Raw genomic sequence first — 15,924 nt, forward strand, 5'->3', positions numbered from 1 at the left:
AGCAGGCAAACGTCTGTATATGTATATACAAATAAACACACGACCGGGGTGCCTTGATCATGTCCGCTTTCTTTGCCGAACGCGCGCTGCTGCCTAGTGGATGGGCCAACGATGTACGCTTTGAAGTCAGCGCCGATGGCCTGCTGACACACGTTGAGCCGAATGCCAGTGCAGAACACGCCGAACGGCTGAGAGGCCCGGTGTTGGCAGGTATGCCCAACCTGCATTCGCATGCATTCCAGCGTGCCATGGCCGGCTTGGCGGAAGTGGCAGGCAACCCGAATGACAGCTTCTGGACCTGGCGCGACTTGATGTACCGCATGGTCGGCAAGATCAGCCCGGACCAATTGCAGATCATCGCGCGGCAGCTTTACATCGAAATGCTCAAGGCCGGTTATACCTCCGTGGCTGAGTTTCACTACGTGCACCACGATGCCGGCGGCCAACCGTATGCCGACCGCGCCGAGCTGTCGCGGCAGATCAGCCAAGCGGCGGCGAGCAGCGGGATTGGCCTGACGCTGCTGCCAGTGCTGTACACCCACGCAGGCTTTGGTGGCCAGGCGCCGAACGAAGGCCAGCGACGCTTTATCAATAGCACCGAGGATTACCTCGACCTGCAAGCGCGCCTGAAACCGATTCTGGCCGCGCAACCGGCGCAGCAATCAGGCCTGTGTTTTCACTCGCTGCGCGCGGTCACGCCGCAGCAAATCCACGAAGTCCTGGCCGCCAGCGACAAGGCTTGCCCGGTGCATATTCATATTGCCGAGCAGCAAAAAGAAGTCGACGACTGCCTGGCCTGGAGCGGCAAACGCCCGCTGCAATGGCTGTATGACAACGTTGAAGTCGATGAGCGCTGGTGCCTGGTGCACGCCACTCACGCCGATGCGGACGAGGTTACGCGCATGGCCAACAGCCGCGCGATTGCCGGCTTGTGCCTGACCACTGAGGCCAACCTGGGCGACGGGATTTTCCCGGCGGTGGATTTTCTTGCCCAAGGCGGGCGCATGGGTATTGGCTCCGACAGCCATGTGTCGCTGAGTGTGGTGGAGGAATTGCGCTGGCTCGAATATGGCCAGCGCCTGCGCGATCAGCGGCGTAATCGCGTGTACCGCAGTGATCAGCCGATGGTCGGCCGCACGCTGTTCGATGCTGCACTGGACGGCGGCGCGCAGGCGCTGGGCCAGCCAATTGGCCGGCTGGAAGTGGGCAAGCGCGCAGACTGGTTGGTACTCGACGGCAACGACCCGTACCTGGCGACCGCGACTGAAGACGCAATTCTCAATCGCTGGCTATTTGCCGGTGGCGATCGGCAAGTGCGTGATGTACTGGTGAACGGCAAGTGGGTGGTGCGCGATGGGCATCATGCTGGCGAGGAAGAGAGCAGCCGCGCATTCACGCAAGTCTTGAGAGACCTGCTCGGCTAACAGGCGACACCTGACAAATGTGGGAGCTGGCTTGCCAGCTCCCACATTAGAACAATGGCCTTCTCGGGTTACTGCGAGGTTTTGGCCATCTGTTTGTCCGAGGTACGCCAGATCAATCGCGTGGTGTCATACCCTTGTTGGCGCGCCCTGCTCAGCAGGTCTTCGCGGGTGTCGGTACTCACCGTCGGGGTGCGCGACAAGATCCACATGTAGCGTCGGCTCGGGCTGCCGACGATGGCGGTTTTGTAGTCATCGCTGACGTACAGCACCCAGTAATCGCCCTTGGCAACACCCGGCAGCAGCGCGGTAAACCAGTTATTGAATTCGACCCAGAGCTTGTCGGTCTTGCCAGGCACTTGCGGCGTGGCCGTGCCTTTGGCTTCTTCCCACTTCCACTCGCTGGTGAGGCAGCGGTTGAACACCGACATATCGCCATCAGGCAGCAAGGTGTAGCGGGCTTCGGACTGCGCGCAGTTGCGCTGGAAGTACATCGGCAATCGCGCCAATTCGTACCAGGTGCCCTGGTAACGCTTGAGATTGACGTTGTTGGCTGTTTTGGGTTGCAGATCATCGCCAGAATGACTGGCGCAGCCCGCCAAAAACAGGCTGGCACAAAGGCATAAAACAAAACGCATCATTCTTCTTCTCCCGCAGGCTCGCGCCCCGGTTTACTTCAGGCCTTGCCCGGAAAACATCAGAACCTTGTCACCGGCATATTGAACGCTGATAAAGCTTTCTTTATCGCCCCAGGTGCAGCTGGACATGCCCAGCGCGCCGGAACAATCGGTTGGCGTGCCCAGCAACGACTCCACCTCAGCCTTGGCCATGCCCGCCGACAACTTCGCGTAATTTTCTTGGTTAACCTTGCTGCAAGCGGCCAAAAGCACGCAAAAAGTCAGCAGGGCGAGACGGCGTAATGACATGGAAAAACTCCTGGAGGGACAACGCAGCTGGGGTATCTGCCAGAAGCTTAGAAGGGAAAAGCGGGGTCTGGTTCCCGGTGCGCGAAAACAAAAAAGCCCCGCAAACGCTGAAACGTTTCGGGGCTCCTTGCCGTTCAAAACCTCACGTCTTGAACGTAGCGAGGGAGCAAGCTCCCTCACCGCACTTACTTTTTGTGGTAACCGGTCACACGCTCAACTTCTTCCTTGGAGCCCAGGAACACCGCTACGCGCTGGTGCAGGCCTTCAGGCTGGATGTCGAGGATGCGCTGGTGGCCGTCGGTGGACGCACCACCCGCCTGCTCAACCAGGAACGACATCGGGTTGGCTTCGTACATCAGGCGCAGTTTGCCGGGCTTGGCAGGCTCACGGCTGTCACGTGGGTACATGAACAGCCCGCCACGGGTCAGGATGCGGTGTACGTCGGCAACCATCGCGGCCACCCAGCGCATGTTGAAGTTCTTCTTCAACGGGCCTTCTTCGCCTTCCATCAACTCGTTCACGTAGCGCTTTACCGGTTCTTCCCAGTGGCGCTGGTTGGACATGTTGATCGCAAATTCCTGCGTGGAGGCAGGAATGGTGATGTCTTCGTGGGTCAGCACGAAGCTGCCCATTTCGCGGTCCAGGGTGAAACCTTTGACGCCATCGCCCAGGGTCAGCACCAGCATGGTTTGCGGGCCGTAGATCGCGTAACCGGCGGCAACTTGCTCGGTGCCTGGCTGCAAAAAGGCGTTTTCGTTGAGGGCTTCGTTTTGGCTCAGGTATTCGTTCGGGCAACGCAGTACCGAGAAGATCGTGCCGACCGGTGCGTTGATGTCGATGTTGGACGAGCCGTCCAGTGGGTCGAACACCAACAGGTAGGCGCCTTTCGGGTACTTGCCCGGGATCTGGTAGGCATTGTCCATTTCTTCGGACGCCATGCCGGCCAGGTGACCGCCCCATTCGTTGGCTTCAAGCAGGATCTCGTTAGAGATCACGTCGAGTTTCTTCTGCACTTCGCCTTGCACGTTTTCAGTGCCCATGCTGCCCAGGACACCGCCCAGCGCGCCTTTGGATACGGCGTGGCTGATTTCCTTGCAAGCACGCGCCACCACTTCGATAAGGAAGCGCAGATCGGCAGGCGTGTTGTTGCTGCGGGTCTGCTCGATCAAATAGCGACTCAGGGTAACGCGGGACATGGAAGGCTCCGGACGACAATGGGGGGCTTGAAAACCCGCGCAGTTTAGCGCGAGTCGAGGGTTATTTCCTCTAATCAGAGGAATTAACGCCAATAGAGTTCATGGCTTGCGCCTAAACAATGTGGGAGGGGGCTTGCGCCCGATGGCGGTGTGTCAGTCGACTTATTCGTCAACTGACAGACCGGCATCGGGAGCAAGCCCCCTCCCACAATTGCTACCGCTGGGTTTAGTCGAGGGCTTTCCAGATCTCCGTGGCGTACTCGCGGATGGTGCGGTCGGACGAGAACCAGCCCATGCGCGCGGTATTCAGCACAGCCGAACGCCACCACGCCTTGGAGTCATGCCAATGCGCCTCGACGCGCGCCTGGGCGTCCCAGTAGGCATCGAAGTCGGCACACACCAGGAAGCGGTCGTAATCGATCAGCCCGTCGATCAAGCCGACATAACGGCCTGGGTCATCCGGCGAGAACACCCCGCCACGGATCGCTTGCAGCACATCGTTCAAACGATGCGAAGCCGCGATGTCCGGCCCGGCGTTGAACTCACCGGCGTGCTTGCGGGCTTCGACTTGCTGCGCGCTGAGGCCGAAGATGAACATGTGATCGGCGCCTACGCGCTCGTGCATCTCCACGTTGGCGCCGTCCATGGTGCCGATGGTCAGCGCGCCGTTGAGGCCGAACTTCATGTTGCTGGTGCCCGAGGCTTCAAAGCCAGCGGTAGAGATCTGCTCCGAAAGGTCCGCCGCCGGAATAATGCTCTCCGCCAGGCTGACGTTGTAGTTGGGCAGGAACACCACTTTGAGCAAACCGCGCACGGTCGGGTCGTTATTGACGGTGCGCGCGATGTCGTTGGTCAACTTGATGATCAACTTGGCCTGGTGATAACTCGCGGCAGCCTTGCCCGCGAAGATCTTCACGCGGGGCACCCAATCAGTGCCCGGCTCGGCACGAATCGCCTGGTAGAGCGCCACGGTGTGCAGCAGGTTGAGCAACTGGCGTTTGTATTCGTGGATGCGCTTGACCTGTACATCGAACATCGCCGCCGGGTTAACCGAAATGCCCAGGCGCTCGTGGATGATCTCGGCCAGTGCGCGCTTGCTGTGCAGGCGCTGATCGGCGAAGGCTTTGCGGAAGGTTTGCTTCTCGGCGAAGGTTTCCAACTCCGTCAGGCGGGTTTCCATGGTGTCGAGAATATCCGGCCCCAACGCTTCGACCAGCATCGACGTCAGCTTCGGGTTGGCCTGGTACAGCCAGCGGCGGAAGGTGATGCCGTTGGTTTTGTTGTTGATGCGGTCCGGGTAGAGCTTGTGCAGTTCGGAGAACACCGTGTTGCGCATTAACTGGGTGTGCAAACCCGATACGCCATTCACGCTGTGCGAGCCGAGGAACGCCAGGTTGCCCATGCGCACGCGGCGGCCGTTGTCTTCTTCGATCAGCGACACGGCGCGCAGTACGTCGAAATCGTGAACGCCCTTGGCACGCAGCGAATCGATGTGCTGCGCGTTGATCAGGTAGATGATCTGCATGTGCCGCGGCAGCATGCGCTCCATCAAGCCGACCGGCCAGGTTTCCAGCGCCTCGGGCAGCAGCGTGTGGTTGGTGTACGAAAGCGTCTCGACGGTCACGTCCCACGCGGCTTCCCACGGAATATCGTGCAGGTCGACCAGTTGACGCATCAACTCGGCCACGGCAATCGATGGGTGCGTGTCGTTAAGCTGGATCGCGGCGTGCTCGCCCAGGCTCAGCACCGAGCCATGCATGTTCTTGTGGCGGCGCAGCAAGTCCTGGAGTGAGGCAGAGACGAAGAAATATTCCTGGCGCAGGCGCAATTCCTGCCCCGCCTCGGTGCTGTCGGCCGGGTACAGCACACGCGAGATGCTTTCTGCACGGGCCACTTCGGCGACGGCGCCCAAGTGGTCACCGGCGTTAAAGCGCTCCAGGTGCAGGTCTTCCACGGCGCGTGCACGCCACAGGCGCAGGGTGTTGACGCTGGCACCGCGCCAGCCGACTACTGGGGTGTCGTAGGCCACTGCGCGTACGGTTTCGTTCGGCGTCCACACCTGAATCATTTTGCCGGAGGCGTCCGGCAGGGTTTCGACGCTGCCGCCAAAGCCGATCGGGTAAATCACTTCGGCCCGTTCGAACTCCCATGGGTTACCAAAATCCAGCCAACGTTCGGTTTGTTCCTGCTGCCAGCCATCCACAATCGCCTGGCGGAACAGGCCGTGCTCATAGCGAATGCCATAACCGTGGCCGGCAATGCCCAAGGTCGACATGCTTTCCATAAAACATGCCGCCAAACGGCCCAGGCCACCGTTGCCGAGCGCCGCGTCGGGCTCCAGCAGGCGGATGCGCTCCAGGTCGACACCCAGCTCGGACAGCGCTTCGCGAGCGATCTCCAGCACGCCGAGGTTGCTCAGGCTGTCGTAGAGCAAACGGCCGATCAGAAATTCCAGGGAAAGGTAGTAAACCCGCTTCTGGCCTTTGCGATAGATCCGCCGTGTGTGGTCCATCCAGTGGTCGACCATCTGGTCGCGGGCGGCCAGTGCAATGGCTTCGAACCAGTCATGGTCGAAGGCGTGGTCGGGGTCTTTACCCACCGCGTAAGTGAGTTTGGTCAAGACAGCATCGCGAAATGCGGCTACCTCTGCTTCTCGTGCTAGCGGTTCCTGAGACATCGATGCGACCTCGGGCGAGATTGAAAGAGTTGCTAAAGCCTAGTCGGTCTGACAGACGGCAGGGGCTCTGGTTCGGCAGTTTTTTAACTCATTCACCGTTGTCGGAATTTGATGCAGGGGTCGTGCCTGATCGGCCGCCGCCTCAACCTTTGAGCTGAAACCTGTAAAATGTTGTTCAAAAAATCACCAATCCCGGTATGATCGCGCGCCCGGATACAGCCCCACCTTGGAACCCTGATGAAGCCTCAACTGATCGCCGCCGCGGAACTCGACCGTCTCGAGACATGGCAGAAATATTCCGCCCACATGTGCGGTGGCTGCGTGTCCAGCTGCTGCACGCTGCCGGTCGAAGTGAAGATCAAGGACCTGATCCGCATTGGCATCGTCGATGAATTCGAGCTCGGCGACCCGCCGAAGAACATCGCCAAGCGGTTGCAGAAAGAAGGCATCGTGGAGCGCTTCAATTCCAAATCCGAGATTTTTACCCTGCAGCGCATGAGCAACAACGATTGCCTGTACCTGGATCGTAAGACGCGCTTCTGCACTATTTATGACAAGCGCCCGGATACTTGCCGCAACCACCCGAAAATCGGCCCACGGCCAGGGTATTGTGCGTACAAGCCGAAAGAAGTGGTGCGCGAAACCAAGTTTCGGACGCTGGATAAGTTCTGATCTGGACTTTTTGGTGTTTTGACTGGCCTCTTCGCGAGCAAGCCCGCTCCCACATTTGAATGCATTCCAAAGTTGGAACTCGGTCAAATGTGGGAGGGGGCTTGCTCCCGATGAGGCCAGCACCGTCACCACTTAATCTGCAGGCATAAAAAAACGCCCCCGGCCTTTCGACCGGGGGCGTTTTTAAGCCTGAGCTAACTCAGTTCTTGGCTTTCTTGGCAGCGCGGGTACGCTCGCCTTCGTCCAGGATCTTCTTGCGCAGGCGGATCGACTTAGGCGTAACTTCGCACAGCTCGTCGTCCTGGATGAATTCCAGAGCTTGTTCCAGGGTGAACTTCACCGGTGGAACCAGAGCGATGGTTTCGTCTTTGCCCGAAGCACGCATGTTGTCGAGCTTCTTGCCTTTGGTTGGGTTAACGCCCATGTCGTTGTCGCGGCTGTTCAAGCCAACGATCTGACCGTTGTAGATCTCTTGACCGTGTTCAACGAACAGCTTGCCACGCGCCTGCAGGGTTTCCAGGGAGTAGGTCAGCGCCTTGCCGGTTTCTACCGATACCAGAACACCGTTTTGACGGCCGGACATGTCGCCGGACTTCATGGTGTCGTAGCGATCAAAGATCGAGGTCAGGATGCCGGCGCCGTTGGTCAGGGTCAGGAACTGGTTACGGAAACCGATCAGACCACGTGCAGGGATGTTGTATTCCAGACGCACACGGCCTTTGCCATCCGGCACCATGTTGGTCAGGTCGCCCTTACGCAGGCCCATCTCTTCCATGACCTTGCCCTGGGATTCTTCAGGGGTGTCGATGGTGACGTTTTCAAACGGTTCCTGCTTCACGCCGTCAACTTGACGGATGATCACTTCTGGACGACCAACGCCCATTTCGAAGCCTTCGCGACGCATGGTTTCGATCAGTACCGAGAGGTGCAGCTCACCACGGCCGGAAACCTTGAACTTGTCAGCCGAGTCGCCTTCTTCAACGCGCAGCGCAACGTTGTACAGCAGCTCTTTGTCCAGACGCTCACGGATGTTACGCGAGGTTACGAACTTGCCGTCTTTACCGCAGAAAGGCGAGTCGTTTACCTGGAAGGTCATCGAAACGGTTGGCTCGTCAACGGTCAACGGCTTCATCGCTTCAACGGTGTCCGGGTGGCACAGGGTGTCGGAGATGTTCAGCAGGTCGAAGCCGCTGATGCACACGATGTCGCCTGCAGCTGCTTCTTCAACGTCTACACGGTGCAGACCGTGGTGACCCATCAGCTTCAGGATACGACCGTTACGCTTCTTGCCATCAGCACCGATCGCTACAACCGGGGTGTTTGGCTTGATGCTGCCACGAGCGATACGGCCAACGCCGATAACACCCAGGAAGCTGTTGTAGTCGAGTGCCGAGATTTGCATCTGGAACGGGCCGTCACGGTCAACAGCCGGCGCAGGCACGTTGTCGACGATCGACTGGTACAGCGGGGTCATGTCGTCAGCCATGTCGTTGTGGTCCAGACCGGCAATACCGTTCAGGGCCGAGGCGTAGACGACTTTGAAGTCCAGCTGTTCTTCGGTAGCACCGAGGTTGTCGAACAGGTCAAAGATCTGGTCCAGAACCCAGTCCGGACGCGCGCCTGGACGGTCAACCTTGTTGATGCAGACGATTGGACGCAGGCCGGCTTCGAAAGCCTTCTTGGTCACAAAACGGGTTTGCGGCATAGGGCCGTCTTGAGCGTCAACCAGCAGCAGAACGGAGTCAACCATCGACATTACACGTTCAACTTCGCCGCCGAAGTCGGCGTGGCCCGGGGTGTCCACGATGTTGATGTGGTAGCCGTTCCAGTTGATAGCGGTGTTTTTAGCCAGGATGGTAATACCGCGCTCTTTTTCCTGGTCGTTGGAGTCCATCACGCGCTCGTCGTTGAGCTCGTTGCGCTCCAGGGTGCCGGATTGACGCAAGAGTTTGTCTACCAGGGTGGTTTTACCATGGTCAACGTGAGCAATGATGGCGATGTTACGTAGATTTTCGATCACTTGTGTATCTCGATCAGAGGATTCGGTGTGCTGACAGGTCGTGGCAGCGATTAACAGTAGAGTCAGGCCTTGCCGTTACAGCTTGACGGCAGAGTCGGGGGGCCGGTGACGCAGGCCACAGGCAAACAGCCCCGGGCTCTTAGCTCGGTCGATAAACGCGCACATTGGCATGCCCCTCACTGAGCAAATGGTGGGCATGCAGGCGACTCATCACGCCTTTGTCGCAATACAGCAGGTACTGACGGCTGTTATCCAGTTCCTTGAAACGCGCGTTCAGTGCGTAGAACGGCAGCGCTTGCACGTCGATGCCAGCGATTTCCAGCGGCTCATCTTCAGCGGCATCCGGGTGACGGATATCGACGACGATTTGACCGGCCAGGGCTTCGCTGACTTCTTCGATCTGTACATCCTGGCCCAATTCGTCAATTACGCGATCGATTGGCACCATTTTGGCGTTCTCAAGCGCACGCTCGAGAATCGCCATGTCGAACTGTTGTTCTTCGTACTCCACGCGGTTGCGCTTGGCGTGGGTCTTGGGGTTCACCGAGATGACCCCGCAATATTCAGGCATGTGCTTGGCAAAATCTGCCGTGCCGATTTCTTCGGCCAGGTCGATGATGTCCTGCTTGTGACTGGCGATCAGCGGGCGCAATACCAGCTTCTCGGTCACGCAGTCGATCAGCGACAGGTTGGGCAGCGTCTGGCTGGCCACCTGGGAAATCGCTTCACCGGTTACCAGTGCATCAATCTGCAACTGATCGGCAATCTTCGACGCAGCGCGCAACATCATACGCTTCAATACTACGCCCATATGACTGTTATCGACTTTTGCGAGAATTTCGCCGAGCACTTCCTCGAACGGCACGCTCACAAATAGCACGCGCTGGGAGCTGCCGTACTTCTTCCAGATAAAGTGCGCGACTTCCATCACGCCCAATTCGTGTGCACGCCCGCCCAGATTAAAGAAGCAGAAATGGCTCATCAGCCCACGGCGCATGATCTGGTAAGCCGCGACCGTGGAATCGAAACCGCCGGACATCAATACCAGGGTCTGTTCCAGGGCGCCCAGCGGGTAGCCACCGATGCTGTTGTGCTGGCTGTGGATCACAAACAACCGTTGGTCGCGAATTTCCATGCGCACTTCAATTTGCGGTGCTTTCAGGGAAATTCCGGCGGCGCCGCACTCGCGACGCAGCTTGCTGCCGACGTATTTTTCGACGTCCATGGAGCTGAATGGGTGCTTGCCGGCACGCTTGCAACGCACCGAAAAAATCTTCCCCTCAAGCTCATTGCCGAAGTGCTGTTTGCACTTTTCGGTGATGTCGTCAAAGTCGCCCAGCGGGTACTCGTCGACCTGCAGGAAATGCGCGATGCCCGGCATGCAGCTCAGGCGCTCGGTCATGTCCTTCAAGGCTTTGGCATCGGTCAGGCGGGTTTCCAGTTCGAGGTTGTCCCACACGCCGTTCACCACCACAGCCGGGTCCAGATCGCGGAGCACGGCACGGATGTTCTTGGCCAACTGACGGATGAAACGCATCCGTACCGGTCGGCTCTTGATGGTGATTTCGGGGAAGACTTTAACGATTAATTTCATGGAAACAGCGCGCGCAGAGCCTGCCGAAAAAGGGGGGCGCGGATTATAGCGGAAATCGCTCAAGGTTTGACCAGTTAATATGCATCGCACCTATCGCGCACCAAAACGGATCACTCGCGCACATTAACGCTGCATTGCAGTGCGCCATTTGCTGTAGTTTTACGAATTGCACCGTTATAGGGGCCAATTTGAGGCAAAAAGGCCATGTTGGCGCACTGGCATGCAATTTGCTCTCTTGTGAGGCAGGTTGCCTTGGTCGACTATTCGCGCCGGCATCACCCACATTCTAAGGGCTAACTCCACTACCCCAGCCCGAAGCCACCCGGAGGACACCATGTCGAAGTCGGTTCAACTCATCAAAGATCATGACGTTAAATGGATTGATCTGCGCTTCACGGACACAAAAGGCACTCAGCACCACGTGACCATGCCGGCTCGCGACGCGCTGGATGACGCTTTCTTCGAAGAAGGCAAAATGTTCGACGGTTCCTCCATTGCTGGCTGGAAAGGCATTGAAGCTTCCGACATGATCCTGATGCCGGACGACAGCACTGCCGTACTCGACCCGTTCACCGAAGACCCAACCGTGATCATCGTGTGTGACGTGATCGAGCCTTCGACCATGCAAGGCTACGACCGCGACCCACGTGCGATCGCCAAGCGTGCCGAGGAATACCTGAAGTCGACCGGTATCGGTGACACCGTATTCGTAGGCCCGGAGCCAGAATTCTTCATCTTTGATTCGGTCAAGTTCAAGTCCGACATCTCCGGCTCCATGTTCAAAATCTTCTCCGAACAAGGTTCGTGGATGTCTGACCAGGACATCGAAGGCGGCAACAAAGGCCACCGTCCAGGTATCAAAGGTGGCTACTTCCCGGTTCCGCCGTTCGACCATGACCACGAAATCCGTACCTCCATGTGCAACGCCATGGAAGAAATGGGCTTGGTTATCGAAGTTCACCACCACGAAGTGGCCACTGCCGGCCAGAACGAAATCGGTGTGAAGTTCAACACCCTGGTGGCCAAGGCTGACGAAGTTCAGACCCTGAAGTACTGCGTACACAACGTGGCTGATGCCTACGGCCGTACCGCTACCTTCATGCCTAAGCCGCTGTATGGCGATAACGGCTCGGGTATGCACGTTCACTTGTCGATCGCCAAAGAAGGCAAGAACACCTTCGCTGGCGAAGGTTATGCCGGCCTGTCCGACACCGCCCTGTACTTCATCGGCGGCATCATCAAGCACGGTAAGGCCCTGAACGGCTTCACCAACCCGTCGACCAACTCCTACAAGCGCTTGGTTCCAGGTTTCGAAGCACCGGTAATGCTGGCCTACTCGGCGCGTAACCGTTCTGCTTCGATCCGTATTCCTTACGTGTCCAGCCCGCGCGCTCGCCGTATCGAAGCCCGCTTCCCGGACCCGGCAGCCAACCCGTACCTGGCCTTCGCTGCGCTGGTAATGGCTGGCTTGGACGGTATCCAGAACAAGATCCACCCTGGCGACGCCGCCGACAAAAACTTGTACGACCTGCCGCCTGAAGAGGCCAAAGAGATCCCACAAGTGTGCGGCAGCCTGAAAGAAGCCCTGGAAGAGCTGGACAAGGGCCGTGCGTTCCTGACCAAAGGCGGCGTGTTCAGCGACGACTTCATCGACGCTTACATCGAGCTGAAAAGCGAAGAAGAAATCAAAGTACGCACCTTCGTACACCCACTGGAATACGAGCTGTACTACAGCTGCTGATCCGGTAGCGCCGCTTAACGCGGCGTGATGAAAAAAGACCTCCTCCGGGAGGTCTTTTTTTGCCTGCGCTTTAGCGGGCAGTGCTGCCGTGGCAAGCGGGCTTGCCACACAGGCTCGCTGGCACTGTGCTGCGATAGCGCGAAACCAGTTACATGTTGTATTAGTAATCCTCCGCCATTGCGGGAGCGCCCGCCCCCACAGGAGATCACCCTTGAAGTCTCGACTTGTATTCGCCCTGTTATTCGTCAGCGCCAGTGCGAGCGCTGCGCCACCTTCTTCCCTCACCCCCTTGCTCAACAGCATCGCCGAGCGCCTGGAGATTGGTGAACAAGTAGCGCTGAGCAAATGGGACAGCCACAAGGCTGTAGAAGACCGACAGCGAGAGCAGGACGTGATCGCCAGCGTGGTTAACCAGGCACCCAACTACAAACTGCCGCCCGCCGCCGCCGAGCAATTTTTCTCGGCGCAGATCGAGGCCAATAAGCTGGTGCAATACACCTTGCTGTCCGACTGGCAATTTCAAGGCAAGGCGCCCGACACCCCGCGCCCGGACCTGGTGAAGCAAATTCGCCCGCAACTGGACCAACTGCAAAAACGCCTGCTCAAGCAATTAGCCGATTTCACCCCGCATCGCACCGACCCTCAGTGCCAGCAATGGGTATCGCAGGCCGTGCATGAGCCGCAGAACGACCCAATGCGCCAACTGGCGATGATTCGCGCCACCGCCGAGCTGTGCATCTACAAAGGCTGAAAACTGCAAGCCATCTCCCCCACTGACGCCAATATTCAATGTGGGAGGGGGCTTGCTCCCGATAGCAGTGGTTAAGCCACACATAAGCTGACTGACCCACTGCTATCGGCAACTTCCTGAACACACCTTTCAAAATCGCACTATATTGGTGCGACACGCTGCACTCTTCCCAGCCGAACAGCCCATTTTGGTTCGAATCTTCCCGATCAAGCTGGCAGAACGCCACAGTTTCGAGCCATAAACCCCTATTTCAAAGCTTTAGCGCTTCTTTTCGGAGCCTTGGTTTGGTTTTTGCATTTTCATTGTATCAGCGTGTGCCTCAAGCCCGCGCCTTGCTCCAAAAGAGGTCCTGATGACCATTAGCGATGCACTGCACCGTTTGTTACTCGACAACCTGACCACCGCCACCATCCTGCTCAATGACGACTTGCGTCTTGAGTACATGAACCCGGCGGCGGAGATGCTCCTGGCCATCAGTGGTCAGCGCAGCCATGGGCAGTTCATCAGCGAATTGTTCACCGAGTCGGCCGAAGCCTTGAGTTCATTGCGCCAAGCGGTGGAGCAGGCGCATCCGTTCACCAAACGCGAAGCGATGCTCACCGCCCTCACCGGCCAGACGCTGACGGTCGACTATGCGGTGACGCCGATCCTGAGCAATGGCGCCACGCTGCTGTTGCTTGAAGTGCACCCGCGCGACCGCCTGCTGCGCATTACCAAAGAAGAAGCGCAGTTGTCCAAGCAGGAAACCAGCAAAATGCTGGTGCGCGGGCTGGCCCACGAGATCAAGAACCCGCTCGGCGGGATTCGTGGCGCGGCGCAGTTACTGGCCCGCGAACTGCCCGAAGAGCACCTCAAGGATTACACCAACGTCATCATCGAAGAGGCCGACCGCCTGCGCAATCTGGTCGACCGCATGCTCGGCTCCAACAAGCTGCCGTCGCTGGCCATGACCAACGTGCATGAGGTGCTGGAGCGCGTCTGCCACTTGGTCGAGGCTGAAAGCCAGGGCTGCATCACCTTGGTGCGCGACTACGACCCGAGCATCCCCGACGTATTGATCGACCGCGAGCAGATGATCCAGGCGGTGCTGAACATCGTGCGCAACGCCATGCAGGCCATCAGCAGCCAGAACGAGCTGCGCCTGGGCCGTATCAGCCTGCGCACGCGCGCCCTGCGCCAGTTCACCATCGGCCATGTGCGCCATCGCCTGGTGACCAAAGTCGAGATCATCGACAACGGCCCGGGCATTCCTGCGGAACTGCAGGAAACCATTTTCTTTCCCATGGTCAGTGGCCGCCCGGACGGTACCGGGCTGGGCCTGGCCATTACCCAGAACATCATCAGCCAGCATCAGGGTTTGATCGAATGTGAGAGCCATCCTGGCCACACCACCTTCTCGATCTTTCTGCCTCTGGAACAAGGAGCCCCATCGACATGAGCCGTAGTGAAACTGTGTGGATCGTCGATGACGACCGTTCTATCCGCTGGGTCCTTGAAAAAGCCTTGCAGCAAGAAGGCATGACCACCCAAAGCTTCGACAGCGCCGACGGGGTGATGAGCCGCCTGGCCCGCCAGCAGCCGGACGTGATCATCTCTGACATTCGCATGCCCGGCGCCAGTGGCCTGGACTTGCTCGCGCGCATCCGCGAGCAACACCCGCGCCTGCCGGTGATCATCATGACCGCGCACTCCGACCTGGACAGCGCTGTCGCCTCCTATCAAGGCGGCGCCTTTGAATACCTGCCCAAGCCGTTCGACGTGGACGAGGCGGTGGCGCTGGTCAAGCGCGCCAACCAGCACGCCCAGGAACAGCAAAACCAGCAAGCGCCACCGACCCTGACGCGCACCCCGGAAATCATCGGTGAAGCCCCGGCGATGCAGGAAGTGTTTCGCGCCATCGGGCGCTTGAGCCACTCCAACATCACCGTGCTGATCAACGGCGAGTCGGGTACCGGTAAAGAATTGGTGGCGCATGCACTGCATCGCCACAGCCCACGGGCAGCCTCGCCGTTTATCGCGCTGAACATGGCGGCGATTCCCAAGGACTTGATGGAGTCGGAGCTGTTCGGCCACGAAAAAGGCGCGTTTACCGGTGCCGCCAACCTGCGTCGCGGCCGCTTTGAACAAGCCGACGGCGGCACGCTGTTCCTCGATGAAATCGGCGACATGCCGGCCGACACCCAAACCCGCTTGCTGCGCGTGTTGGCAGACGGTGAGTTCTACCGCGTTGGCGGGCACACGCCGGTCAAGGTCGACGTGCGCATCATCGCGGCGACGCACCAGAATCTGGAAACCCTGGTGCAGGCCGGCAAGTTCCGCGAAGACTTGTTCCACCGCCTGAACGTGATCCGCATCCACATCCCGCGCATGTCGGACCGTCGCGAAGACATCCCGACCCTCGCCCGCCACTTCCTCAGCCGCGCCGCGCAAGAACTGGCCGTCGAGCCGAAGCTGTTGAAAAGCGAGACCGAGGAATACCTTAAGAACCTGCCGTGGCCCGGCAACGTGCGCCAGTTGGAGAACACCTGCCGCTGGATTACGGTGATGGCCTCCGGCCGCGAAGTGCATATCAGCGACCTGCCGCCAGAGCTGTTGAGTTTGCCGCAGGATTCGGCCCCGGTGACCAACTGGGAGCAGGCGCTGCGCCAATGGGCCGATCAGGCGCTGGCGCGTGGCCAGTCGAACCTGCTGGACAGCGCCGTGCCGGCCTTCGAGCGAATCATGATCGAAACCGCGCTCAAGCACACCGCAGGTCGCCGCCGCGACGCCGCTGTGCTGCTGGGTTGGGGCCGCAATACCCTGACTCGCAAGATCAAAGAGCTGGGGATGAAGGTTGACGGTGCGGATGATGATGAAGGCGACGACGCCTGAATCGCCAAGCCGTAACCGCTAATCCACTGAAAATCTAATGTGGGAGGGGGCTTGC

12 protein-coding genes are annotated in these 15,924 nt (G+C 58.8%); 6 read left to right on the forward strand and 6 right to left on the reverse strand.

The window, feature by feature from the left end:
- Positions 1-59: 59 nt before the first annotated feature.
- Positions 60-1,424 carry a formimidoylglutamate deiminase gene (locus tag F0169_RS05430; RefSeq protein WP_152745941.1) on the forward strand — a complete coding sequence of 455 codons (1,365 nt, stop codon included), beginning with the start codon at positions 60-62 and terminating at the stop codon, positions 1,422-1,424.
- A gap of 68 nt (positions 1,425-1,492) precedes the next feature.
- On the opposite strand, the gene F0169_RS05435 is transcribed toward F0169_RS05430, so the two are convergent.
- From F0169_RS05435 to F0169_RS05450, 4 genes are all read right to left on the reverse strand, one after another.
- Positions 1,493-2,062, reverse strand: coding sequence for a lipocalin family protein (locus F0169_RS05435; RefSeq protein ID WP_122251979.1), 570 nt, complete (start codon positions 2,060-2,062; stop codon positions 1,493-1,495).
- Between the two features lie 30 nt (positions 2,063-2,092).
- The gene (locus tag F0169_RS05440; protein ID WP_058413157.1) at positions 2,093-2,347 is read right to left on the reverse strand and encodes a hypothetical protein; all 255 of its coding nucleotides are present in this window, start codon (positions 2,345-2,347) and stop codon (positions 2,093-2,095) included.
- Positions 2,348-2,532: 185 nt separating this feature from the next.
- Positions 2,533-3,543 (reverse strand): class 1 fructose-bisphosphatase, encoded by a 1,011-nt coding sequence (locus F0169_RS05445; protein ID WP_099240949.1) that lies wholly within the window; start codon positions 3,541-3,543, stop codon positions 2,533-2,535.
- A 226-nt stretch (positions 3,544-3,769) separates the two neighbouring features.
- Entirely contained in the window at positions 3,770-6,220 is a 2,451-nt protein-coding gene (locus F0169_RS05450; protein ID WP_058413155.1) for a glycogen/starch/alpha-glucan phosphorylase, read from the reverse strand.
- 237 nt (positions 6,221-6,457) lie between these two features.
- Here F0169_RS05450 and F0169_RS05455 point away from each other — a divergent pair, with 237 nt between their 5' ends.
- On the forward strand, positions 6,458-6,892 hold the full coding sequence (locus F0169_RS05455) for a YkgJ family cysteine cluster protein (RefSeq protein ID WP_152745942.1): 435 nt from the start codon (positions 6,458-6,460) through the stop codon (positions 6,890-6,892).
- A 199-nt stretch (positions 6,893-7,091) separates the two neighbouring features.
- Here the strand turns inward: F0169_RS05455 and typA are convergent, their stop codons facing one another.
- Both typA and thiI read right to left on the reverse strand, forming a co-directional pair.
- On the reverse strand, positions 7,092-8,912 hold the full coding sequence (typA, locus tag F0169_RS05460; protein WP_058413153.1) for a translational GTPase TypA: 1,821 nt from the start codon (positions 8,910-8,912) through the stop codon (positions 7,092-7,094).
- Between the two features lie 139 nt (positions 8,913-9,051).
- On the reverse strand, positions 9,052-10,506 hold the full coding sequence (gene thiI / locus F0169_RS05465; RefSeq protein WP_058413152.1) for a tRNA uracil 4-sulfurtransferase ThiI: 1,455 nt from the start codon (positions 10,504-10,506) through the stop codon (positions 9,052-9,054).
- Between the two features lie 334 nt (positions 10,507-10,840).
- On the opposite strand from thiI, the gene glnA reads away from it, so the two are divergent.
- From glnA to ntrC, 4 genes are all read left to right on the forward strand, one after another.
- Entirely contained in the window at positions 10,841-12,247 is a 1,407-nt protein-coding gene (glnA, locus tag F0169_RS05475) for a glutamate--ammonia ligase (RefSeq protein WP_058413151.1), read from the forward strand.
- Positions 12,248-12,458: 211 nt separating this feature from the next.
- Complete coding sequence (locus F0169_RS05480) at positions 12,459-12,998, forward strand: chorismate mutase (protein WP_152745944.1); 540 nt, start codon at positions 12,459-12,461, stop codon at positions 12,996-12,998.
- Between the two features lie 352 nt (positions 12,999-13,350).
- Complete coding sequence (gene glnL / locus F0169_RS05485; protein WP_046034638.1) at positions 13,351-14,436, forward strand: nitrogen regulation protein NR(II); 1,086 nt, start codon at positions 13,351-13,353, stop codon at positions 14,434-14,436.
- On the forward strand, positions 14,433-15,869 hold the full coding sequence (gene ntrC / locus F0169_RS05490; protein ID WP_058413149.1) for a nitrogen regulation protein NR(I): 1,437 nt from the start codon (positions 14,433-14,435) through the stop codon (positions 15,867-15,869). The genes glnL and ntrC overlap by 4 nt, the downstream gene beginning before the upstream one ends.
- Positions 15,870-15,924 lie beyond the last annotated feature (55 nt).

It is taken from the genome of Pseudomonas kitaguniensis (genome assembly GCF_009296165.1).
In the GTDB taxonomy this organism is placed as follows: domain Bacteria; phylum Pseudomonadota; class Gammaproteobacteria; order Pseudomonadales; family Pseudomonadaceae; genus Aquipseudomonas; species Aquipseudomonas kitaguniensis.

Coding starts and splice junctions, on each gene's coding strand:
- F0169_RS05430 (WP_152745941.1), top strand. CDS start 60: ATGTCCGCTTTCTTTGCCGAACGCGCGCTGCTGCCTAGTGGATGGGCC.
- F0169_RS05435 (WP_122251979.1), bottom strand. CDS start 2,062: ATGATGCGTTTTGTTTTATGCCTTTGTGCCAGCCTGTTTTTGGCGGGC.
- F0169_RS05440 (WP_058413157.1), bottom strand. CDS start 2,347: ATGTCATTACGCCGTCTCGCCCTGCTGACTTTTTGCGTGCTTTTGGCC.
- F0169_RS05445 (WP_099240949.1), bottom strand. CDS start 3,543: ATGTCCCGCGTTACCCTGAGTCGCTATTTGATCGAGCAGACCCGCAGC.
- F0169_RS05450 (WP_058413155.1), bottom strand. CDS start 6,220: ATGTCTCAGGAACCGCTAGCACGAGAAGCAGAGGTAGCCGCATTTCGC.
- F0169_RS05455 (WP_152745942.1), top strand. CDS start 6,458: ATGAAGCCTCAACTGATCGCCGCCGCGGAACTCGACCGTCTCGAGACA.
- thiI (WP_058413152.1), bottom strand. CDS start 10,506: ATGAAATTAATCGTTAAAGTCTTCCCCGAAATCACCATCAAGAGCCGA.
- glnA (WP_058413151.1), top strand. CDS start 10,841: ATGTCGAAGTCGGTTCAACTCATCAAAGATCATGACGTTAAATGGATT.
- glnL (WP_046034638.1), top strand. CDS start 13,351: ATGACCATTAGCGATGCACTGCACCGTTTGTTACTCGACAACCTGACC.
- ntrC (WP_058413149.1), top strand. CDS start 14,433: ATGAGCCGTAGTGAAACTGTGTGGATCGTCGATGACGACCGTTCTATC.